The sequence below is a fragment of the Candidatus Poriferisodalis sp. genome (assembly GCF_965208555.1).
Lineage (GTDB): Bacteria > Actinomycetota > Acidimicrobiia > Acidimicrobiales > Poriferisodalaceae > Poriferisodalis.
Map to the genome: position 1 here is coordinate 1,702,952 of NZ_OZ242342.1, position 18,877 is coordinate 1,721,828.

Here is an 18,877-nt window from a genome sequence, read left to right on the forward strand (position 1 = left end):
GCCGATGGGCCATATTGGGGGCATGGAGCCGGAGCACGCGCAGCCAGGTCACGCCGGATCGGGGCGCATGCAGCCGGCGGGTGCTGAGCCGGTGCGCTGGCCGTACCGGCCGACGGCAATCTGGCGCAAGCTGGTTGCGGTGCTGGGGCTGGGGGCGTTCACGGCGCTGTGCGTGATCGCCTTGGTGGCGCTGGTGGCGGTGGGTGCGGTCGTGGGGGCGCTGGTGCTCGAAGCGCTGATCGGGTGAGCGACGGCAAGGCCGGCGATGCTCCGACCGGCCGCGACGACGAGGCCGGCGACGAGGCGTACGCACGCCGGCTTGCGGCGGTGGTTGCAGGTCACCGGGGCGAGGCGGCGGCAGCAGAGCGGCTGCTGGACGACGACGATGCGGGCGTGCGGGCCGCGGCGCTCGGCGCCCTGGCCCGCTGCGGTGCGCTGCGTGCGGACCAGGTGAGGCAGGCGCTGGGCGACCAGGCAGCGACCGTGCGATGCCGGGCGGCCGAGCTGGCGCCGCCTGAGGTCGAGCTGCTGGGGCTGCTGAGCGACCCTGATGCCTCGGTGGTGGAAACCGTGGCGGCCGCACTCGGCGAGCGCGACCGCGACCCGGGACCTGTCGCCGAGCTGTGCCGGGTGGCACGCAGCCGCGACGAGCCGCTGTGCCGGGAGAGCGCCGTGGCGGCGCTGGGCGCGATCGCTGCAGGACTCGATGCCGACGCCGGGCCGGACAGCGACGCTGCGCTGGGCGCGGCCCACGATGCGGCCCGGGCCATGGCGCTGGAGGTGCTGCTGGACGCCATGGACGACCGGCCGCAGATCCGGCGCCGAGCGCTGCTGGGCCTGCACCAGTTCGACGACGACCGTGCGGAGACGGCCGTGCGTGCCGGGCTGGAAGATCGTGACCGCCAGGTGCGCGCCGTCGCCGGCGAGCTGCTCGGCGTGCCGGTGCACTGAGGGCGCCGCCGGGCCCGGGCCCTGAGCGTCACGAATCGAATGGGTCCGAGGCGCCCAGGCGCTCTCGCAGCCCTTCCGCAAACGACGTCAGGTCGAGCACGAGCACCTGGCGCAGCCCGAGCCGGTCGGCACCCACCTCGCTGCGCCCGTACAGGCGGAGCGTGCGCACGGGACCGCCGGCGACTGGCTCGGAGATGTCCATGCCCACGCGAGGCACGCCCGGCAGCGTGTTGCGGTTCGGGTCGACCGGTTCGACACGGGGAGCTAACGCAACAAGCCGTTCCCGGCTCACGTCGCCGGCAGCGACTGCCTGCTCGAGCAGCAGATGCAGGCGCAGCTGCGACAGCCAGCCAGCGCGTGCGCGGGCATCGGCCGGAGCTTCGGCGTTGAACTTGGTCCAGTCGGCGGCGAACGCGTCCATGACCTCGGAGCCGCCGGCCGACCAGGGCGGGGCCGCGTCGATGAGCAGCTCGACCCCTTCTGGCAGTTCGCGGCCCGCAGCCAGCGTGGAGCGCCGCACGACGGTCAGATTCGCAGGCAGCCGGTCGAGCACGTGGATAGCTGTGGGCTCCGCCGCCTCGACCAGCACATGGCGGCATCGCCGGTCCTCGACAGCGTCGGTGACGTCGAACACCGACGCATCCAAGTCGAGCACCTCGATCTCGCCCACCTCGAGGTCGAGCACGGCCGGCACCGTCTCGCGGGCGGCGCCTGCGGCATAGGCCGCTGCGGCGACCTGACGGCCCGGCGGCGAACGGTCCACGATGATGCACCAGGTCGCCCCTGGTCCGCTGGCGCGGAACCGGTCCAGCAGACCCACGGTGGTCAGCTCCACCGGTGACGTCCACGTGAGCACCCAGCCCAGGTCTTCGCCGGCCAGCGTGGCGACGGCCGGTACCGCCGGCACGGGCAGCTCGCCGGTCAGCTCGGCTGCGTCGATGGCAGGGCTCAGGTAGGCCAGCGCTGCGATGTCCCACCCTTCGAGCACAGCGGCAGCAGCGCCGGCCTCGGACCCGGCGGCGTCATGGTCGCTCACTGACAGCTCGACGGGATACAGCCCGGCCACGCCGCCACGTGCATTCACCCCGGCCCAGTAGGCCTGCACGCCGGCCAGCGCCGCCCGGTCAGCATCGGCAGCGGGACCTGACAGGTCGGCCAGCACGCCCAGGGTGAACCTGCCGACGTCGAAGCCGTCGGCAGGTGCGGGCGGCGGCGCGGCCGGCGGGCCGGCGGCGGGAGGCGACGCCGAGCAGCCTGCGGCAAGCAGCAGCGCCGCCAGCGACAGCGCCCACCGCACCGGCCGCAGCCCTCGGCTAGCGGCCGGGAATGGTGTGCGAGGCGTGAAGCGCCTCGAAGTTCTCGAGCGCCCGGCCGGCGCCGAGCACGACAGTCTCCAGCGGCGACTCCGAGCGCAGCACCGGCACCCGTGCCTCTGACGCGATGCGCTGGTCGAGGCCCTGCAACAGCGAGCCGCCGCCGACCATCAGGGCGCCGGTGTGGATGAGGTCCTGTGCCAGCTCGGGCGGTGCCTCGCCGAGGCACTCCAGCACGGCCTCCACGATGAGCTCGACCGTGTCGGCCAGCGCCGAGCGCACCTCGGTAGGGGTGATGAGGAACGTGCGCGGCAGCCCCGTGGTGAGGTCGCGGCCCTTCACCTCGGCATCGAACTTGTCGTCGATGGGCCATGCCGAGCCGATGCTGATCTTCAGCTCCTCCGCCGTGCGCTCGCCGATCGCGATGCCGTGCACACGCCGGGCGTAGTTCATCAACGCCGTGTCGAAGTCGAACGACCCCACACGGACAGCGCGCAGCGACACCAGCCCCCCCAGCGACACCATGGCGATCTCAGCAGTGCCGCCGCCGATGTCGATGACCAGCGAGCCGGTGGGCTCATGGATCGGCAGGCCCGAGCCGATGGCTGCGGCGATCGGCTGCTCGATGAGTCTCACGTCCGACGCCCCGGCCCGCCGGGCCGCCTCGATGACCGCCCGCCGCTCGACCGGGGTGATCAGCGACGGCACGCAGACAGCGACGCGGGTGCGGCCGAATCGGCCGACGCCCACGCCCTGCATGATGAGCCGGATCATCCGCTGGGTGATGTCGAAGTCGGTGATGGCGCCGTTGCGCAGCGGTCGCGCCGCGATGATGTAGCTGGGCGTGCGCCCGATCATCTGCCAGGCCTCGCGCCCCACCGACAGCACGTCGCCGGATCGCTCGTTGAGCGCTATGACCGACGGCTCGTTGAAGACGATGCCGCGCCCCCGCTCGTACACCAGCGTGTTCGCGGTGCCGAGATCGATCGCCAGGTCACGAGCCAGAACGGCGCCTCTGGCTGGGGGAGATCACCCGGTCGTGCCGTCGTGCGGCCGCGGGCGGGCGCGGTATCGCCCGGCGGCTGCGCGGCCGCGATTCGGGCGGCGGGTCGTCGAGGTCGGCGCTCATCGGCGGCAGCAGCGGCACGGAGTAGTCACGCTCGACCAGCCGGATGCTGGCCTGTGTCGGCCGCTCTTGCAACGTCGTCGAAGGTGACGGCTTGCGCGTGGCCGGCTGATCGACGCGCCGGCGCCGGCGCATGGCCCGCACCAGTCCGGGCGTGCCCGACGGCTCGGCGTCGTTCGCGTCCAGCGGAGCGATCGACTCCAGCCGGCGCCGGAACGGCCCGGTCTCGTCGTCGGTGATCTTCTGGTTCCGGATGCGAGCACCCACGCCCAGCACGATCATGCCCATCAGCGGCACCACCAGCGCAATGGCCAGGAACAGCAGCGGGCTCATGACCGGGGCACCTGCGCGATCGGCTGCGACTGCAGGCCCCAGTCGGTGCCGGCGTCATGATGCTCTTGCTTCCAGATGGGCACCGTGGCCTTCAGCGTGTCGATGCCGAAGCGGGCCGCCTCGAATGCTGCATCCCGGTGCGGCGCCGAGGCAGCCACCACCACCGAGCTCTCGGTGAGGCCCAGCGTGCCCACCCGGTGCAGCAGCGCCGCCTTGCGCACGCTCGGCCAGCGCCGGCCCATCTCGGCGGCGATGTCGGCGAGCCGTGGTGTCACCTCGGATTCGTACGCCTCGTAGATCAACTGCGTGACGCCCGTGCGATGCTCGGCGTGATCTCGCACCGTGCCCGAGAACAGCACCACAGCTCCCGCTGCCGGATCAAGCGCCCAGGAGTAGATGGCGGCTATCGGCAGCTCGCCGTGAGTGAGCTCCAGCCAGGTATCCATCATCGCAAAGCGTAGGAGCGCCGGAGCCAGGCCGCGGCAGCCCAGCCGCCGGCCGCCACCGCAGCCCCCGCGCCCACCAATGTGGCGTACTGGCGCTGCCGTGCGTTGAGGTCGTCCCAGGGCATGCCCACGTCCGCGATCACGAACGCCTGGGCACTGCTGTAGCGGGGTTCCCAGCCTTGGGCACGGAGCCGATCATTGGCCACCACCCAGCTGTAGCGGGTGTACGGGAGCAGCCCTTCCGGTGCAGCGTGGCCCACCCGCCGGGCCACGTAGCGGTCGAGCCGCTTGGGCAGCGGCATCGGCAGGCGGATCTTGGGGCGGGCACCCAGCAGCGCCCGCAGCTCGCCCGGCGACAGCCAGCCGTCCGGCGCCACGTTGAACACGCCCGACAGGCGGCGCTGGGTGGCCAGCACGACCGCGGAGGCCAAGTCGTCGACGTGCAGGAACTGCACCGGCGGATCGTCGCTGCCGGTGCGGATGGGGGCTGCGGCCAGCATCGCCTCGCCGATCGGTCCGCCCACGCCGCTCGACACCACCGGTGCCGGCCGCAGGATGGCCACCGAGCGCCCCGCGCCGTCGGGGACTGCATCGCTCCACTCCAGCACCATCCGCTCAGCGTCGGCGTGGTGCACCGCCCACGACGCCTCCAGGTTGGGGCGCACCGGCAGGTCCTCCGAGATCGGCGTGGGGTGGTTCGGCCACGCCCCGTACACGCTGGCACTGGACACCAGCGTCAGATGCCGCACATCTGCCACCGCCAGCACCCGGCGGAGCCGATCCGATGTCACCTCCCGGGTCAGCCGCAGGTGCACCAGCGCGTCGGCGCCGCCCAGGTCGTAATCGCCGGAGCGATGCGCATCGTCGACGTCGAGCACATCGAACGACTGCGCCAGCCACTGCAGCACCCGGGCGCCGATGACGCCGCCCGCACCCGACACGGCCAGCCGAGTCATGCCCCTACGATGCCACTGTGGCCGATGGAGATCCGTTCAAGGGCATCCCCTTCCTCGGCGACATCGCCTCCATTCTGGGCGGCAGCTCCGAGTCGCTCTGGGAGGGCGCCCGCCAGGCGGCCAACCAGCTCGCCACCGGCGGCAAGCCCGAGCACAACGTCGACCCGGTGGAGCGGCATCGCCTCAGCGAGATCAGCCGGGTGGCAGAGCTGCATGTGGGACATATCACCGGTCTCGACGTCACCTCCCACATCGAGCCCGTCACCCGCTCGGGCTGGGCGGCTGATGCCCTCGACGCCATCCGCCCGCTGATGGATCGGCTGTCGGAGCGGCTGAGCGAGGACAGCCCCTCCAGCGCCGATCCCTTCGCCAGCCTGCTCTCCATGATGAGCCCCATGACCGTGGCCATGACCGCGGGCATGATGGCCGGCCACCTCGGTGCCAAGGCATTCGGCAACTCGGACCTCATCGTGCCCCGGTCACGCGTGCTGATGGTGACCGCCAACATCAGCGACTTCGCCGGCGAATGGGGCCTCGACGTCGACGACGTGATGCTGTGGGTCGCCATCCGCGAGCACGCCCTGCATTCGGCGCTGGCAGTGCCGAGCGTGCACGAGCGGCTCGACACGCTGCTGCTCGAGCACATCGAGGGCTTCCGCCGCAGGGATCCCTCCCTGGAAGACTTCGGCGACCTCGAGCTGCCCGCCTCGTTCGACAGCGCCGGCGACCCGCAGCAGTTCCAGGCCCAGATGCAGGAACAGCTGCAGCGCATCTTCGGCAATCCGGAGCTGCTGCTCGGCATCGCCCGGGACGAGAGCCACAACATCAGCCAGCTCGAGACGCTGATCAGCGTCCTGACTGCGTACATCGACCACGTGGTCGCCAAAGCGGGCCCCCGCCTCATCGGCAGCTTCGACGCGCTCAGCGAGGCCGTGCGCCGCCGCCAGATCACCGAGGGCGCCGACTACGCCGACCGGCTGCTCGGCGTGCGCCTGAGCGTCGAGGCACGCGACCGGGGAGAGGACTTCGTCTCAGGCGTGGTCATGCGAACCGGCAGCGAGGGGCTGGCGCGGCTGTTCGAGCCTGCCGGCATTCCCACGCCCAGCGAGCTCGTCGCGCCGGGCCTCTGGCTGGCCCGCCTGGACCTGCCGCCGGACTAGCCGGTCTCGGGCCGGTTCACCCTGCGTCGTCGCATCCGGGTCTGCACGATGCGGGCGCGTACCCGGGTGGCGATGATCTCCGACGGGGGACGCCGCCCCCGAGCCAGCGCCCACATCCCGCCCGCATACAGCACCACCGCGACCAGGCCGGCAATGCCCAGCAGCATCACCCCGGCCCGCAGCGGCAGGATGCCGCTGGGCGCCGCCACCGGCACCAGCCCGCCGATCACCCACATCAGCTGGAAGCGAGTCTCGAAGCGGGCGAACGTGCGGCCCCGGTCGGCAGGCACCTCGTCGCGCTGCACGATCGCGTCGAAGCACAGCTTCCCCAGCGCGGACATGAGCCCGATCACCATGGCCAGCACCAGCACCGAGAAGCGGTCGGGCGCCGTCACCACATAGAACGACACGGCGGCCGCCAGCAGCAGCGTGCTGGCCAGCAGCAGCTCCTCGCGGATGCGCCGGCGCAGCCACGGCGCCGACAGCGCGCCAGCGAGCTGCCCCACGGCGCTCGCCGTGAACATGAAGCCGAACCACCACGGCGCTGCGCCGTCGGTGCGGAGCCAGAACGCGATCAGGAACAGCGTGAAGCCGGTCATGGCCCGCACCACGCCCATGGCCGAACCCGCCAGCAGCATCCCTCCCCGCTGCCGCCCAGGTCGAGGCTGCCGGGGCTGGGCCGGCTGGCCGGGCTGGATCGGCTGGCCGGGCCCGGGAGGCTGACTCAGCTCATGCGGGCGCACCGCCGTGCGCGGCAGGCGCGCCGCCGGGAACGTCATCAGCACGAACACCACCGCCGCCAGCACGAGCACCCAGCGCGACGACGCCAGGCTCAGCAGCACGCCGGGCCCCGCAGCCAGCGCGCCGCCCAGCCCGCTCAGCAGCATCAGCTTCGAATTCGCCTCGACCAGGTCGCGCTCCTCGCGCACCAGCCCCGGCACCACCGCGCTCTTGGCCACGTGGTACGTCTTGCCCGCCACCAGCGCGCCGAACGCCTCGGGGAACAGCAGCAGCGAATCGAGGTGGCGCACCATCAGCAGCGCCAGCACCGCCCGAGCCATGCCGGCACCGATGATCATCCCCCGGCGCCCGCCGCGGCTGCGGTCCACCAGCGGCCCGATCAGCGGCCCCACCACCGCGAACGGCGCCATCGTCACCAGCAGGTACAGCGCCACCCTCGGCCGGGCAGCCGCAGGATCGAGGTTGAAGAACAGCGACCCGGCCAGCGCGATCGCAATCAGCGCGTCGCCGGCGGCCGACAGCAGATGGGTACGGGCAAGCCACGTGAAAGGCTGCATCAGCCGCTCAGGCGGCTCGCTCGTAGCGATACCCCAGACCACGAATCGTCGTGATGCGCTGCGGGTTCGACGGATCGTCCTCGATCTTGGCCCGCAGCCGCTTGACATGGACGTCGATCGTCTTGGTATCGCCCACGTACTCGTAGCCCCACACGTTCTGCATGAGGCTGTCCCGGGTCACCACCCGGCCGGCATGGGCCAGCAGGTAGGCCAGCAGCTCGAACTCCTTCAGCGCCAAGGTGACCAGCTCGCCGCGCACCCGCAGCTCGTGGCGGTCGATGTCGAGCACCACATCGCCCTCGACCAGGCTGGTCGCATCGGCCTGCGGCTGGGCCGGCTGAACCCCTGCACGCCGCAGCACCGCCCGCATGCGCGCCACCAGCTCACGCATCCGGTACGGCTTGGCCACGTAGTCGTCGGCGCCCACCTCCAGGCCCACCACCGCGTCGATCTCCTCGGCGCGGGCGGTCACCATGATCAGCGGCACCCGCGACTGCTTGCGAATCTCCCGGCACACGTCCAGGCCCGACATGCCCGGCAGCATCACGTCCAGCAGCACCAAATCGGGCTCGGCCTCGCTGATCTCGGCCAGCGCGGCACGGCCGTCGGCCGCCGTGCGCACCTCGAAGCCCTCGCGCCGCAGGCCCACCGAGAGGGCCTCGGTGAACGACGGCTCGTCGTCAACCACCAGTACCGATGTCATGTGCTCGCCTTGCTTGTCGCCGCCGGTTCTGCAGCCTCGGGGCCGACTGCCGCCTCGGGGCCGTCTGGCGCCTCGGGGCCGACTGGCGCCGGGAACCTGAGCGTGAACGTGGTGCCGACGCCCTCACGGGTGTGCAGCATCACCTCGCCGCCGTGATTCATCACCACATGGCGCACGATGCTCAGACCCAGCCCGGTGCCGCCGGTGGTGCGCGCGCGGGCCTTGTCCACCCGGTAGAAGCGCTCGAAGACCCGCTCGGTCTCGTCGGCGGGAATGCCGATGCCCTCGTCGGAAACCACGATGTCCACCGCCGAGGGCGGGTGCTCCGCGCTCGGCGCTGCGGACAGGCGGACCTCCGAACCGGGATCGCTGTACTTGATCGCGTTGTCCACCAGGTTCCCGACCGCACGCAGCAGCTGCCCCCGGTCGGCATGGAGCATGACGGGCTCAGTCTGCTCATCGGCGGGCGGGCGCACCAGCGACACCTCGTGCTTGCGGGCGTGCTCGGAGTACTGGTGCGCAACCTCGTACAGCAGCGGCACCACCGGCACCGGCTCCTGGCGCATGGAGCCCTCCAGCTCCACCCGGCTCAGCTCCAGCAGGTCGTCGATGATGTGCCGCACGCGCTCGGCCTCGGTGCCGATGCGGTCGACCAGGCGGGTGCGCACCGCTGCGTCGTTCTCCTCGGCCAGCGTCTCGGACAGCAGCGCGATGGCGCCCACCGGCGTGCGCAGCTCATGGCTCAGATTGGCCACGAAGTCGCGGCGCACCTCATCTGTGCGCACACCGTCAGTACGGTCCGCCATCTCGGCCACCGCGCCCAGCGCGTGGCTGTCGCTGACGACGGGATGCGCGCTGATCTCGATGACCTGCGGCGGCGGGCCCGTCAGCTTCACCGTGCGCGAGCGAGCCTGCCCGTCCTGGGCCGACTCGAGGAGCTGCGTGACCCCTGCGCCCACCAGCGCCATCGCATCGCGGGCCGACATCATCTCGTCGGCCAGCGCGTTGCTGGCGCACACGGTGCCGTCCTCGTCCACCAGCACGACGCCCACTGAGAGCTCGTTCATCGCGTGCTGCCAGCGAGCCCGGTCGCGCTCGGCCAGGTTGGCCGTCATGGCCGCCGTCGTGGCGATCGACTCCAGGTAGGTGATCCAGCCGTCCAGGCTGTTGTCGTCGAGACGCGCCTCGCCGGGACGGGGCGCGTCGCCTTCACCGGTGAACCGGTGCACCACCCGTCCGAGCCGCTCCCCCGCCGACCTGCGATCCCGCACCAGCAGCAGCACAGCAATCAGCGCTGCTGCCAGTGCCGTCGCCACCGCCACCAGCGCCGCGATCACATCTCTTCCTGCTCCCGCCGGGCACGGGCCCGGTTGGCGCCCAGGTGCTCGGGCAGCTCCCCGGTCACCAGGAACTCGACGCGCTCGGCGACGTTCACCGCGTGATCGCCGATGCGCTCGTAGAAGCGGCCCACCACGGCGAGCTGCACGGCGTGCTGGATGATGATCTTGCCGAGCTCGTGCGACTCGAACACCGCCACGATGTAGGTGTTGTGCAGGTCGTCGAGCACGTCGTCCATGTCGTTGAGCACCGACGCCAAGCCCGCGTCCCGCTCGGCGTAGGCGTCCATGGCCTTGGCCGTCAGCTTCACCGCCTGCTCCCGCATGCGGTCGATCAGCCCCCGAAGCCGGGGCTCCAGCTCGACACCGTGCAGCCGGGCGACCGCCTTGGCGATGTTGGTGACCAGGTCGCCGCTGCGCTCGATCTCGGAGATCATGCGCAGGTCGGTCAGGATGGTGCGCAGGTCCACCGCCACCGGCTGCTGCAGGGCCAGCAGCTGCACGCACTTCTCCTCGGCTTCGAGGCTGAGCAGGTCGAGCTCGTCGTCGGCGGCGATGATCTGGTCGGCACTGCCGATGTCGCCGGCGAGCAGCGCGGCGGTCACCGCCGAGATGCCCTCGGCCACCATGCCGCCCATCTGGACGAGATCGGCACGAACCTCGTCCATCAGCTGATGGAACTCGGTCCGTACTTCCTCGGTCATGTCAGCAGTGTGGCGTATCTGCGCCGCCTAGTGGCCGTTTACCGGCTCAGCCCACCCGTCCGGTGATGTAGGCCTCCGTGCGGGGGTCGTCGGGGTTGGTGAAGATCAGCGTGGTGGGTGCGTACTCGACCAGCTCGCCGGTGCGATGCCCGAGCTCGTTGGGCTGCACCGAGAAGAACGCCGTCATGTCGCTGATGCGGGCGGCCTGCTGCATGTTGTGGGTGACGATGATGATCGTGTACTCGGCCTTCAGCTCGGCGATGAGCTCCTCGATGCGGCCCGTGGCGATGGGGTCGAGGGCCGAGCAGGGCTCGTCCATCAGCACCACGTCGGGCTGCACCGCAATGGCCCGGGCGATGCACAGCCGCTGCTGCTGACCGCCCGACAGGCCGTACGCGGAGGTCTTCAGGCGGTCCTTCACCTCGTCCCACAGCGCCGCCCGGGTCAGCGAGCCCTCCACCACGTCATCCAGCTCGGAGCGCTTGACGCCCGCCAGCCGGGGGCCGTACGCGATGTTGTCGTAGATGGACTTGGGGAACGGGTTCGGCTTCTGGAACACCATGCCGACCCGTCGCCGCACCTCCACCGGGTCCACCTCGTCCTGGTACAGGTCGACGCCGTGATAGTTGATGGTGCCCTCCACGCGGGCGCCCTCGATGAGATCGTTCATCCGGTTGAAGCAGCGCAGGAACGTCGACTTGCCGCAGCCCGAGGGGCCGATCAGCGCCGTCACCTCGTGGGAGGCCACGTCCAGCGTGACGTCGCGCAGCGCGCGGAAGTCGTCGTAGTACACATCCACGCCGCTGCACTCAAAAACGGTCTGGGCGTCGTCGCGATGATTGCCGGCGGCGGCACTGCTCACGTCGATGCGTGCCTGGGGCGACCCGGGGGTCGCTTCTGCCGACACAACCGATGCGTCTGGCTCTTGCGTCATCACCGCCTCTTCGGGTGTCATTGCCTCACCATTGCTTCTCGAATCGGTTGCGCAGGTAGATGGCCAGTCCGTTCACGGCCAGCACCAGCACCAGGATGATGACGCTGGCCGCGGCGGCGTTCACTCCCCAGTCTGCGCCGGGCAGCTGCGCGAAGTTGAAGATCAGCACGGGCAGCGCGGTGTAGGGGCCGGTGAAGGTCTCCAGCATGTTGGCGTCGCCGAAGCTGAGGAAGCCGGTGGCGGCACCCACCAGAATCAGCGGTGCCGCCTCGCCGAGAGCGCGCGCCAGTGCCAGCACGGTGCCGGTGAGAATCGTGGACAGCGCAGCAGGCAGGACCTGACGTGAGAGCACCTCCCACTTGGTGGCTCCCACACCGTAGGCGGCCTCGCGCAGCGAGTCGGGCACCGCCTTGAGCGCCTCCACCGAGGTGATGACGATGATCGGCAGCACCATCGCCGCCAGCGTCATGCCGCCGGCGATGACCGTCTTGCCCTGGGTGAATCCCGAGATGGTCTGCACGAACACCGCCAGCCCGAGCAGGCCGTACACGATGGACGGCACGCCGGCCAGGTTGCGGATGTTCAGCTCGACGATGCGGGCGAAGCGGGAGTCCTGGGCGTACTCGACGAGGTAGATGGCCGTGGCGACGCCGATCGGCACGGCGAAGCCGCCCGTGACCAGCGCCACCTGCAGGCTGCCGATGATGCCCTGCCAGACGCCGGCTTCGCCCGCCGAGCGCTGCGAGAAGCCGTGGGTCAGGAAGTACCAGAGGTTCCCCGACAAGACGTCCCAGCCGTCCACGATCATGACGGCGAGCAGGACGGCCAGGAAGCCCGTCGCGAACACGGTGGCGCCGATGAGCAGCCACTTGAACACGGCGCCGCCCACATCGGCCCCGGGGCGCCGACGCAGGGCGTCGGCAGTGCCGGTGGCGATGCCGGCGGGCGTCGTCAGCACGGCCATCTCAGTACCTGTTCTGCAGCCGGCGAACGATCACGTCGCCCACCATGTTGAGCACCAGCGTCATGGCGAACAGCAGGGCCCCCAGGAAGTAGAGGCTCTGGAACGCCAGGGTGCTGCCGGCCACCTGGTCGGTGCCGAGACCCAGCGCAGCCATCGCCGAGGTGAGGGTGCCGCCGGACTCGAACAGCGACAGGTTGAACAGCGACGTGTCGCCGCCGCCCGAGGCGATCGTCACCACCATGGTCTCGCCGATGGCCCGGCTGAAGCCCACGATGATGGCCGCCATCAGGCCCGACATGGCCGCCGGCAGCACCACCCGGATCGAGGTGGTGACCTTGCGGGCCCCCAGACCGGCCGAGGCCTCTCGCAGCGCCAGCGGCACGGCCCGCAGGGCGTCCTCCGCGATCGAGGCAATGAGGGGGATGACCAGCAGGCCCACCGCGATGCCCGCTGCCAGCTTGTTGAAGAAGTTGATGTCGCTGAAGAAGTTGGTGAGCAGCGACGGGGTGATGAAGCTGATGGCGAACACGCCCAGCACGACGCTGGGCACGCTGGCCAGCAGCTCCAGCGTGGGCTTCATCACCTTGCGCACCTTCGGGTGCGCGTACTCGGAGAGGTAGATGGCCGCTCCGAAGCCCGACGGCACCGCTACCGCCATGGCAATGACGGAGATCTGCGCCGAGTTCACCAGCAGGGTGGTGAGGTCGAACAGGCCCCGGCGGGGGAACCAGCCGATGTCGGTGAGCTTGGTGAGCTCGACCTGGCTGATGAACGTCCACGCCCCCGAGGCCACCGTCCAGATGATCAGCGCGCTGACCAGCACGGTAACGGTCGCGGCCCCCAGGAACAGCCAGCGGACGGTGTGCGAGCGCACCCGGCGCATGACCGAGGTCTGCAGATCGGCAGCGGTGAGCTGGCCTCGTGTCATCAGAATGTCGGGCCTGTCGTCAGGTCGTTCCAGTTGCTCCGAGACTGTTCCAGATCAGCCGGGCTGAGGTTGACATACCCGGCGTCGACCACATAGGTCTGCCCCTCGTCGCTCAGCATGAAGTCGACGAACGCTTTCACGGCCGGGTCGGAGGCATACGCAGCGTCGATGTAGGTGTAGAGGAAGCGGGCGATCGGGAACTCAGCCGAGGCGATGGTCTCGGCCGTGGGCGCCACGCAGCCGTCGCCGCCGTCGATCTCGACCAGCTTGACCACATCGCGGTTCTCGTCGGCGAAGGCGAAGCCCACCCAGCCCAGGCTCGTCTGGTTGCCCGAGACCCCGTCGATGATCACGTTGTCGTTTGCCGAGGCGTTGTAGTCGGGACGCACCGCGAAGTTCTCATCCGCGTGGCCCCTCTCGACACGGTGCTCCCAGACGTCTTCGAGGGCGATCTCGATGAAGCTGTCGAATGTGCCCGACTCCTCGCCCGGAGCGAAGATCTCGAGCGCGCCGCTGCTGAACGGACCGGTGCCGCCCAGCTCGGCGTTCAGGGCGTTCGCGTCGGCCCAGTCACCGAAGCCGGTCGCCTCGTCGCCGACGAGGCTGTACAGGTCGGCGAAGTTGAGGCAGTCGATGGCGTCGTTGCCGGCCGCCGTGATCACCGAGATGCCATCGATGCCGACGCGCAGCTCGATGAACTCGATGCCGGCGGCGTTGAGGTCGGCGGCCTCGGACTCCTTGATCTGGCGCGAGCTGTTCCAGATGGGCACCTCGCCGGCCGCAGCGGCCTTGTGGCCGTCGCCTGAGCCAGGACCGGCAACCGAGAACGCCACACCGGGATGCGCCTCGGCGAAGGCTTCAGCGAGCAGGTTCGTGATGGGCTCGACAGTGGACGAGCCCGTGACGCTGATGGAGCCGCTGAGCCGGTCACCGTCGACCGCGGACCCGGGGGCGTCGCCCGCTTCAGAGGGCTCGCTGCCGCCCCCGCATGCCGCGGCGACCAGGGCGGACGCAACGAGTGCCGTTGCGAGCGTGAGCCATTTCCTGCGCATGGACGCGCACGCTACGAAGGGCCGGTGACATCGCCGCGGTGTGAAGGTGAACGGCCGGAACGGATGCCGTGAACAACGAGTGAACGCGCTATTCGTCCTCTTCGTCGGGCATGCCGAGGTCCCAGTGCAGCTCGTAGTTCTCGCGCTCGGCGTCACGCACGACCCGCTCGCGGTTCCGGCGGAACTGCGGGTCGTGGGGCGGGAGCAGCTGCAGGCGGGCGTTGGTGCGGCGACGGAACTCGTCGACTGCGGCTTCGTCGCCGTAGATGCCCTCGATCTCCCAGTGCGGCGCGACGGGGCCCAGGTAGATGATGCGGATGCCGACTTCTGGCGGGAGTTGCTCGGCTTCAGCTTCGGTGGCGATGTCGGTCACAGTGCTCCTCGATTGCGATCGCTGAAGGGTACTGAATGAGAGTTTGATGAGAGTCGGCGATTGAGGGAACCAGTTGGCTGCCTGCGGCGTTGGTTCTCACGATGTTGCAGGTCAATCCCAGTTATGAGCCGAAAGTATGCAATGGCCCGGGCTCAGAGAGCCTGGCCGGCGAGTGGGTTGCGTTCCGCAGGTGCGCGGACGTCGATCCCAACGTGTTCTTTCCCAATGACGGTGCGGGGGTGATCGCCGCTCAGAAGGTCTGCGCCGAATGCCCGGTGAAGGACCCCTGCCGCGAGTACGCGCTGGCCAACAACATCACCCACGGCGTGTGGGGCGGCACCTCGGAGCGGCAGCGCCGGCGCATCCTGCGAGACCGCCGGCGCGCCAGCAGGGCCGCCCGCGCCGCCTGAGCTTCAGGCGTCTTTCGACTTGGAGTCGCTCGACGAGCTGTCGCCGGCCGCCTTGTCTTCCTCGTTGACGCCCTCACGGAACTCGCGCTGAGCCTGGCCCAGCGAGCGCGCCAGCTTGGGCAGCTTGGCGCCTCCGAACAGCACGAGCACGATGATGAGCAGGATGAGCAGTTCGGGCGGTCCGAGCGCGATTGCCATCACGCTCGCGAGCGTACCAGTGCCCGATCAGACCGGTCGCCGGGCCCGCACGCCCGGCGAACTGCAGCGGCGGCCGGCCGCCCTGCAGCGAGCTCGAGCTGTCAGCCGGCGGCGGCGCGCCTCGTCAGGGCCCGCTGGCGGCGTACGCGGCGGCGCTCACGCTCGCTCATGCCGCCCCAGATGCCGAACTTCTCGCTGTTCTGGAGTGCGTATTCGAGGCAATCGTCGCTGACGACGCAGCCGCGGCACACCGCCTTGGCCTCGCGGGTGCTCGCCCCGCGCTCGGGAAAGAACAAATCGGGATCGACGCCGAGGCAATTCGCCTCGTCCCACCAATTCCCCTCTGTCACCTCGACCGCCATGTCAGTTGCGAATGCCATCTGCCCTCCCCGGCTTGCCCCGGCGACTGCATCCCGTGGACTGGGTCCAGTGGATTGGGTCCAGCGATCCGGTGGGCCGTGCCCCCCGGGTTCAGTGGCTGCCGAGATTGCTCAGCTGTAATTACAGGTGTGTGACTTGCCATTGAACCCCATGGGTGTGACATGCGCAAGCGGCAATTTCGGCCGATGCTCTCTGGCCGTGCGAGCGCTCATCGGGCATCGCCGCTGACTCGGACAGATGGACGTCGCCGACCAGCGCACCGGCCAGCGGAACCTCCGTCGCAGAGCGGTAACGGACGGTGACACGCACCAGATCCCCGGCGACCATTCGCTCGACATCCAGCCGGTGGGGATCGAGCGGCGCAGCGGACGCAACGGCGTCGCGCACGGCGTCCATGGACGGATTCACCGCCGCTATGCGCGCGCCCACCCGGGCCGCGTGCGACACCAGCACCGCGTCACGCGCCACCAGCGCTGTCTGGACAATGCACATGAGCAGGAACACCAGGAACGGCAACAGCAGGGCCAGCTCGACGGTGGCCTGCCCCTGCTCCCGCCGCGGGCGTGAGCTCAGGAGATGGCCTTGGTCAGGTAGTTGAAGACTGCGTCGAGCAGGCGGCCGATCTTGCCGGTGCTGGTTGCCCAGGCGGTGACCGCCGCGACCAGCAGGGCAATGGCACCGGTGAGCAGCGCGTACTCGGCGGTGGTCTGCCCGGCCTGACTGGTCCGACTGGTCTGATTGACGGGACCGGCCTCGAGCCGGTGCGTGCGACGCACCGGGTGATGAGGGCTCCGCGCGGAGACGGGCGAATGCTGGGTCGAACGTTGGGGCATGGATACTCCTTTGGGTTCTGGTCGGTGGTAAGAGCGGGACAGGTCAGCCGCCGAAGGCCGCGACGAGCACCGGCACGATGGCGACCAGCCCGAGCGCCGGGAGCACGCACAGCACCAGCGGGAACAGCAGCAGCACCGGCAGGCGGCGGACCTTGCCTTCGAGCCGGCGGCGGCGGTCCTCGCGCAGCTCGCGGCCGAGGCGCTCCAGCTCGGGCGCCAGCGGGATGCCCGTGCGCATGGAGCCCGTGACCGCAGCGGCAAAGGCGCGGGCGCGCGGGCCGCAGGTGCGGCCGAACTCGTCCAGGGCGTCGTCGACGTGCTCGAAGGCAGCCGATCCCGCAAGGCGGCGCCTGATGGCGCTTGCTTGGTCGAGATGATCGAGCGTGAGCTGCAGCGACGCGGTGATCGACAGCCCTGACGTCAAGGCCACGCTCATCACATCGACGACGGCTCCGAGTTCTGCAGCCACGCGGTCGGGATGCGGGACATCGCTGCGACGCGCCCACCCCCTCAGCGGGCCGGCGTTACCCCGTTCGCCGCGGGCAGTGGAAGCGGCAGGCCAGCCAGGTGCCGCGAGCTGCAGCACGCGGCGGCGGCCGGGATCGGGGCGGGTCACGAAACCGCCCCAGCACACCGCCGCGGCCGCCAGGCCGCCGATGACGACCGGGTTCGACAGCACCACGCTGTTGGCGACCAGCGCGCCGGCCGGCGTACCCGTCAGGCCCGCGGGGGCCAGCGCGGCAGCGACACCGGCGATCATCGCAGCGCCCGCGCGACCGTGGTGCGCATCCATGACACACCCGCCAGCTCGAGCAGGAGCGCCCCGCCGGCGCAGAACCAGCCCAGCGGCGTGGAGGTGAGCACCCGGGCGGCAGCACCGCCCTCGGCGAGCAGCGCCAGCGCGACCGCCCACGGCAGCGCTGCCACCACCCAGACCGAGGCTCGGGCCTGCGCCGCGTGGACACGTGCCTCGGCGGCCATGTCGGCGTGAGCCCGGACGGTCGCTGCGACCTGATCGAAGAGCTGCGGCTGAGCGCCCACCCGGTCTGAGGCCAGCGTGACCGCCGTCGAGAGCAGCGCCGCCTGCGCTGTCTGCTCGCGCGCCGACCATCGCTGCACCGCACGGCTCAGCGTGACTCCGCGCTCGTGCTCAGCGGCGATCTGCTCCAACGGCGCCGACATGGGCCCGTCGGCAGCGGTCCGCAGTGCCTGCAGCATCGTGTCGCCGCCGCCCAGCCCGCGCGACACCGCAGCGCAGAAGTCGCCGATGCACGCCGAGCGGGCAACGACCGCCATCGCGTCTCGACGCCGGTCGCGGCGCAGGCGGAACCAGCGACGCGACGCCGGCGAGGTGATGGCTCCCACGCAGGCCAGCAGCACGACGAGCTTCAGCACGCCGAGCCGTCGCTGCGCACCTCATAGACGGCGGCAACGTTTCTGCGGCCGGCTGCTCCCCGGCTCATGTGGACCAGGCCGTCGACAACCGACGCGATGTGCGCGGCGACGTCGCCGACGGCGCCGCCCGCTCGTGCGAGCTGCTCGAACCGCCACAGCGCATGCGCGGGGTCGTCGGCATGCAGCGTCGACAGCGAGCCGCGATGGCCCGTGGTGAGCGCCTGCAGCAGGGCTGCCGCCTCGGGACCGCGTACCTCGCCGATCACCAGGCGATCAGGCCGCATCCGCAGCGCGGCGGCCACCAGCTCGGCCATGGTCACTGCGCCGACCCCGTCGACGTTGGGCGGCTGGCCTTCGAGGCGAACCGTTCCGGCCCCGAGCCGGGGCAGCTCGGCGGCTTCCTCGACCACCACGAGCCGCTCGCAGTGGGCGACCGTGGCCAGCAGGCTGGCCAGCAAGGACGTCTTGCCGGTGCTGGTGGGGCCGAAGACGATCAGGTTGGCCCGTTCGGCGATGAGCTGGTCGAGGCGGGCGGCAACCGCAGGGCCGGCGAGCTCATCGAGGCGGCGGGCGCCGGCGGGGAAACGGCGCAGCGTGATGTACGGGCCGTCCACTGCGACCGGCGGCACAGCGATGTGGCAACGGGTGCGGTCGTCGAGCCGCACGTCCACCATCGGCGCGCGACGGTCCACACGGCGGCCCGTCGGGCCCAGCAGGTACTCGACCAGGCGATGCACCTCCGCAGTGCTGATGCGACCTGCTGCGGCCAGCCGGCCGCGCCGCTCGATGACGATCGGCCCGGGGCCGTTGATCATCACCTCAGTCACCTCGTCGTCGGCCCAGATCTCTGCAAGCGGCCCGATGCCCGCGAGGCGGGCCAGCACCTCGGAGACGAGATCGGCCGCAAGGTCGTGATCGAGCAGCGGCGCCGCTCCTTCGACAGCGGCAGCGACCTCGCGGGCTGCAGGCGCGGGCGCCGGAAGGAAGCGTTCGTGGATCTCCTCCACGAACGCCCGGCTGGCCGGGCCTGCGTCCGATGGCACCCGGCTAGCCGGGTGTCGTGCGACGGCGCGCGTGATGCG

At 70.7% G+C, this 18,877-nt stretch carries 25 protein-coding genes; 4 read left to right on the forward strand and 21 right to left on the reverse strand.

Annotated elements, in window-relative coordinates:
- Nucleotides 1-22: 22 nt before the first annotated feature.
- Both ACOGXE_RS07710 and ACOGXE_RS07715 read left to right on the forward strand, forming a co-directional pair.
- On the forward strand, nt 23-247 hold the full coding sequence (locus ACOGXE_RS07710) for a hypothetical protein (RefSeq protein WP_419933362.1): 225 nt from the start codon (nt 23-25) through the stop codon (nt 245-247).
- On the forward strand, nt 244-951 hold the full coding sequence (locus tag ACOGXE_RS07715; protein ID WP_419933363.1) for a hypothetical protein: 708 nt from the start codon (nt 244-246) through the stop codon (nt 949-951). The genes ACOGXE_RS07710 and ACOGXE_RS07715 overlap by 4 nt, the downstream gene beginning before the upstream one ends.
- 28 nt (nt 952-979) lie before the next feature.
- On the opposite strand, the gene ACOGXE_RS07720 is transcribed toward ACOGXE_RS07715, so the two are convergent.
- The 5 genes from ACOGXE_RS07720 to ACOGXE_RS07740 are packed head-to-tail and all read right to left on the reverse strand — an operon-like array spanning nt 980 to nt 5,125.
- Complete coding sequence (locus tag ACOGXE_RS07720; RefSeq protein ID WP_419933364.1) at nt 980-2,248, reverse strand: ABC transporter substrate-binding protein; 1,269 nt, start codon at nt 2,246-2,248, stop codon at nt 980-982.
- Nucleotides 2,249-2,264: 16 nt separating this feature from the next.
- On the reverse strand, nt 2,265-3,224 hold the full coding sequence (locus ACOGXE_RS07725) for a rod shape-determining protein (RefSeq protein ID WP_419933365.1): 960 nt from the start codon (nt 3,222-3,224) through the stop codon (nt 2,265-2,267).
- A 34-nt stretch (nt 3,225-3,258) separates the two neighbouring features.
- Nucleotides 3,259-3,723, reverse strand: a complete 465-nt coding sequence (locus tag ACOGXE_RS07730; RefSeq protein ID WP_419933366.1) for a hypothetical protein — start codon at nt 3,721-3,723, stop codon at nt 3,259-3,261.
- Nucleotides 3,720-4,169 (reverse strand): molybdenum cofactor biosynthesis protein MoaE, encoded by a 450-nt coding sequence (locus ACOGXE_RS07735; protein WP_419933367.1) that lies wholly within the window; start codon nt 4,167-4,169, stop codon nt 3,720-3,722. The genes ACOGXE_RS07730 and ACOGXE_RS07735 overlap by 4 nt, the downstream gene beginning before the upstream one ends.
- Nucleotides 4,169-5,125, reverse strand: a complete 957-nt coding sequence (locus tag ACOGXE_RS07740) for an NAD-dependent epimerase/dehydratase family protein (RefSeq protein WP_419933368.1) — start codon at nt 5,123-5,125, stop codon at nt 4,169-4,171. The genes ACOGXE_RS07735 and ACOGXE_RS07740 overlap by 1 nt, the downstream gene beginning before the upstream one ends.
- A 17-nt stretch (nt 5,126-5,142) precedes the next feature.
- Between ACOGXE_RS07740 and ACOGXE_RS07745 the strand changes: the two genes are divergently transcribed.
- On the forward strand, nt 5,143-6,285 hold the full coding sequence (locus tag ACOGXE_RS07745) for a zinc-dependent metalloprotease (RefSeq protein ID WP_419933369.1): 1,143 nt from the start codon (nt 5,143-5,145) through the stop codon (nt 6,283-6,285).
- Here the strand turns inward: ACOGXE_RS07745 and ACOGXE_RS07750 are convergent.
- From ACOGXE_RS07750 to ACOGXE_RS07790, 9 genes are all read right to left on the reverse strand, one after another.
- A complete protein-coding gene (locus ACOGXE_RS07750) occupies nt 6,282-7,583 on the reverse strand; it encodes an MFS transporter (protein ID WP_419933370.1) in 1,302 nt (433 codons plus the stop codon). The two genes, ACOGXE_RS07745 and ACOGXE_RS07750, sit on opposite strands and share 4 nt — an antisense overlap.
- 7 nt (nt 7,584-7,590) lie before the next feature.
- Nucleotides 7,591-8,286 (reverse strand): response regulator, encoded by a 696-nt coding sequence (locus ACOGXE_RS07755; RefSeq protein ID WP_419933371.1) that lies wholly within the window; start codon nt 8,284-8,286, stop codon nt 7,591-7,593.
- Nucleotides 8,283-9,623 (reverse strand): sensor histidine kinase, encoded by a 1,341-nt coding sequence (locus tag ACOGXE_RS07760; protein WP_419933372.1) that lies wholly within the window; start codon nt 9,621-9,623, stop codon nt 8,283-8,285. Before ACOGXE_RS07760 ends, ACOGXE_RS07755 begins: the two co-directional genes overlap by 4 nt.
- The gene (phoU, locus tag ACOGXE_RS07765; protein ID WP_419933373.1) at nt 9,620-10,327 is read right to left on the reverse strand and encodes a phosphate signaling complex protein PhoU; all 708 of its coding nucleotides are present in this window, start codon (nt 10,325-10,327) and stop codon (nt 9,620-9,622) included. The genes ACOGXE_RS07760 and phoU overlap by 4 nt, the downstream gene beginning before the upstream one ends.
- Before the next feature lie 46 nt (nt 10,328-10,373).
- On the reverse strand, nt 10,374-11,261 hold the full coding sequence (gene pstB, locus ACOGXE_RS07770; RefSeq protein WP_419933374.1) for a phosphate ABC transporter ATP-binding protein PstB: 888 nt from the start codon (nt 11,259-11,261) through the stop codon (nt 10,374-10,376).
- 25 nt (nt 11,262-11,286) lie between these two features.
- A complete protein-coding gene (gene pstA / locus ACOGXE_RS07775; protein ID WP_419933375.1) occupies nt 11,287-12,219 on the reverse strand; it encodes a phosphate ABC transporter permease PstA in 933 nt (310 codons plus the stop codon).
- 7 nt (nt 12,220-12,226) lie between these two features.
- The gene (gene pstC, locus ACOGXE_RS07780; RefSeq protein WP_419933376.1) at nt 12,227-13,153 is read right to left on the reverse strand and encodes a phosphate ABC transporter permease subunit PstC; all 927 of its coding nucleotides are present in this window, start codon (nt 13,151-13,153) and stop codon (nt 12,227-12,229) included.
- Nucleotides 13,153-14,205 carry a PstS family phosphate ABC transporter substrate-binding protein gene (locus tag ACOGXE_RS07785; RefSeq protein ID WP_419933377.1) on the reverse strand — a complete coding sequence of 351 codons (1,053 nt, stop codon included), beginning with the start codon at nt 14,203-14,205 and terminating at the stop codon, nt 13,153-13,155. Before ACOGXE_RS07785 ends, pstC begins: the two co-directional genes overlap by 1 nt.
- 88 nt (nt 14,206-14,293) lie before the next feature.
- The gene (locus tag ACOGXE_RS07790) at nt 14,294-14,578 is read right to left on the reverse strand and encodes a hypothetical protein (protein ID WP_419933378.1); all 285 of its coding nucleotides are present in this window, start codon (nt 14,576-14,578) and stop codon (nt 14,294-14,296) included.
- 101 nt (nt 14,579-14,679) lie between these two features.
- Between ACOGXE_RS07790 and ACOGXE_RS07795 the strand changes: the two genes are divergently transcribed.
- Nucleotides 14,680-14,988 carry a WhiB family transcriptional regulator gene (locus ACOGXE_RS07795; protein WP_419933379.1) on the forward strand — a complete coding sequence of 103 codons (309 nt, stop codon included), beginning with the start codon at nt 14,680-14,682 and terminating at the stop codon, nt 14,986-14,988.
- A gap of 3 nt (nt 14,989-14,991) precedes the next feature.
- Here the strand turns inward: ACOGXE_RS07795 and tatA are convergent, their stop codons facing one another.
- The 7 genes from tatA to ACOGXE_RS07830 all read right to left on the reverse strand — a co-directional run bounded on the left by tatA (nt 14,992) and on the right by ACOGXE_RS07830 (nt 18,838).
- On the reverse strand, nt 14,992-15,186 hold the full coding sequence (tatA, locus tag ACOGXE_RS07800; RefSeq protein ID WP_419933490.1) for a twin-arginine translocase TatA/TatE family subunit: 195 nt from the start codon (nt 15,184-15,186) through the stop codon (nt 14,992-14,994).
- A gap of 101 nt (nt 15,187-15,287) precedes the next feature.
- Nucleotides 15,288-15,566 carry a WhiB family transcriptional regulator gene (locus ACOGXE_RS07805; protein WP_419933380.1) on the reverse strand — a complete coding sequence of 93 codons (279 nt, stop codon included), beginning with the start codon at nt 15,564-15,566 and terminating at the stop codon, nt 15,288-15,290.
- 121 nt (nt 15,567-15,687) lie between these two features.
- Nucleotides 15,688-16,212 carry a TadE/TadG family type IV pilus assembly protein gene (locus ACOGXE_RS07810; protein ID WP_419933491.1) on the reverse strand — a complete coding sequence of 175 codons (525 nt, stop codon included), beginning with the start codon at nt 16,210-16,212 and terminating at the stop codon, nt 15,688-15,690.
- Complete coding sequence (locus ACOGXE_RS07815) at nt 16,137-16,400, reverse strand: Flp family type IVb pilin (RefSeq protein ID WP_419933381.1); 264 nt, start codon at nt 16,398-16,400, stop codon at nt 16,137-16,139. The genes ACOGXE_RS07810 and ACOGXE_RS07815 overlap by 76 nt, the downstream gene beginning before the upstream one ends.
- Before the next feature lie 43 nt (nt 16,401-16,443).
- The gene (locus ACOGXE_RS07820) at nt 16,444-17,193 is read right to left on the reverse strand and encodes a type II secretion system F family protein (RefSeq protein ID WP_419933382.1); all 750 of its coding nucleotides are present in this window, start codon (nt 17,191-17,193) and stop codon (nt 16,444-16,446) included.
- Nucleotides 17,157-17,795 carry a type II secretion system F family protein gene (locus ACOGXE_RS07825; protein ID WP_419933383.1) on the reverse strand — a complete coding sequence of 213 codons (639 nt, stop codon included), beginning with the start codon at nt 17,793-17,795 and terminating at the stop codon, nt 17,157-17,159. The genes ACOGXE_RS07820 and ACOGXE_RS07825 overlap by 37 nt, the downstream gene beginning before the upstream one ends.
- Complete coding sequence (locus ACOGXE_RS07830; RefSeq protein WP_419933384.1) at nt 17,789-18,838, reverse strand: CpaF family protein; 1,050 nt, start codon at nt 18,836-18,838, stop codon at nt 17,789-17,791. The genes ACOGXE_RS07825 and ACOGXE_RS07830 overlap by 7 nt, the downstream gene beginning before the upstream one ends.
- Between the last annotated feature and the right edge of the window lie 39 nt (nt 18,839-18,877).

What these genes read in the sequence shown, in the direction of transcription:
- ACOGXE_RS07750 (WP_419933370.1), bottom strand. Translation starts at nt 7,583, where the DNA reads ATGCAGCCTTTCACGTGGCTTGCCCGTACCCATCTGCTGTCGGCCGCC.
- tatA (WP_419933490.1), bottom strand. Translation starts at nt 15,186, where the DNA reads ATGGCAATCGCGCTCGGACCGCCCGAACTGCTCATCCTGCTCATCATC.
- ACOGXE_RS07795 (WP_419933379.1), top strand. Translation starts at nt 14,680, where the DNA reads ATGTTGCAGGTCAATCCCAGTTATGAGCCGAAAGTATGCAATGGCCCG.
- ACOGXE_RS07820 (WP_419933382.1), bottom strand. Translation starts at nt 17,193, where the DNA reads ATGGATGCGCACCACGGTCGCGCGGGCGCTGCGATGATCGCCGGTGTC.
- ACOGXE_RS07710 (WP_419933362.1), top strand. Translation starts at nt 23, where the DNA reads ATGGAGCCGGAGCACGCGCAGCCAGGTCACGCCGGATCGGGGCGCATG.
- phoU (WP_419933373.1), bottom strand. Translation starts at nt 10,327, where the DNA reads ATGACCGAGGAAGTACGGACCGAGTTCCATCAGCTGATGGACGAGGTT.
- pstC (WP_419933376.1), bottom strand. Translation starts at nt 13,153, where the DNA reads ATGACACGAGGCCAGCTCACCGCTGCCGATCTGCAGACCTCGGTCATG.
- ACOGXE_RS07730 (WP_419933366.1), bottom strand. Translation starts at nt 3,723, where the DNA reads ATGAGCCCGCTGCTGTTCCTGGCCATTGCGCTGGTGGTGCCGCTGATG.
- ACOGXE_RS07740 (WP_419933368.1), bottom strand. Translation starts at nt 5,125, where the DNA reads ATGACTCGGCTGGCCGTGTCGGGTGCGGGCGGCGTCATCGGCGCCCGG.
- ACOGXE_RS07785 (WP_419933377.1), bottom strand. Translation starts at nt 14,205, where the DNA reads ATGCGCAGGAAATGGCTCACGCTCGCAACGGCACTCGTTGCGTCCGCC.
- ACOGXE_RS07815 (WP_419933381.1), bottom strand. Translation starts at nt 16,400, where the DNA reads ATGCCCCAACGTTCGACCCAGCATTCGCCCGTCTCCGCGCGGAGCCCT.
- ACOGXE_RS07805 (WP_419933380.1), bottom strand. Translation starts at nt 15,566, where the DNA reads ATGGCATTCGCAACTGACATGGCGGTCGAGGTGACAGAGGGGAATTGG.
- pstB (WP_419933374.1), bottom strand. Translation starts at nt 11,261, where the DNA reads ATGACGCAAGAGCCAGACGCATCGGTTGTGTCGGCAGAAGCGACCCCC.
- ACOGXE_RS07755 (WP_419933371.1), bottom strand. Translation starts at nt 8,286, where the DNA reads ATGACATCGGTACTGGTGGTTGACGACGAGCCGTCGTTCACCGAGGCC.
- ACOGXE_RS07735 (WP_419933367.1), bottom strand. Translation starts at nt 4,169, where the DNA reads ATGGATACCTGGCTGGAGCTCACTCACGGCGAGCTGCCGATAGCCGCC.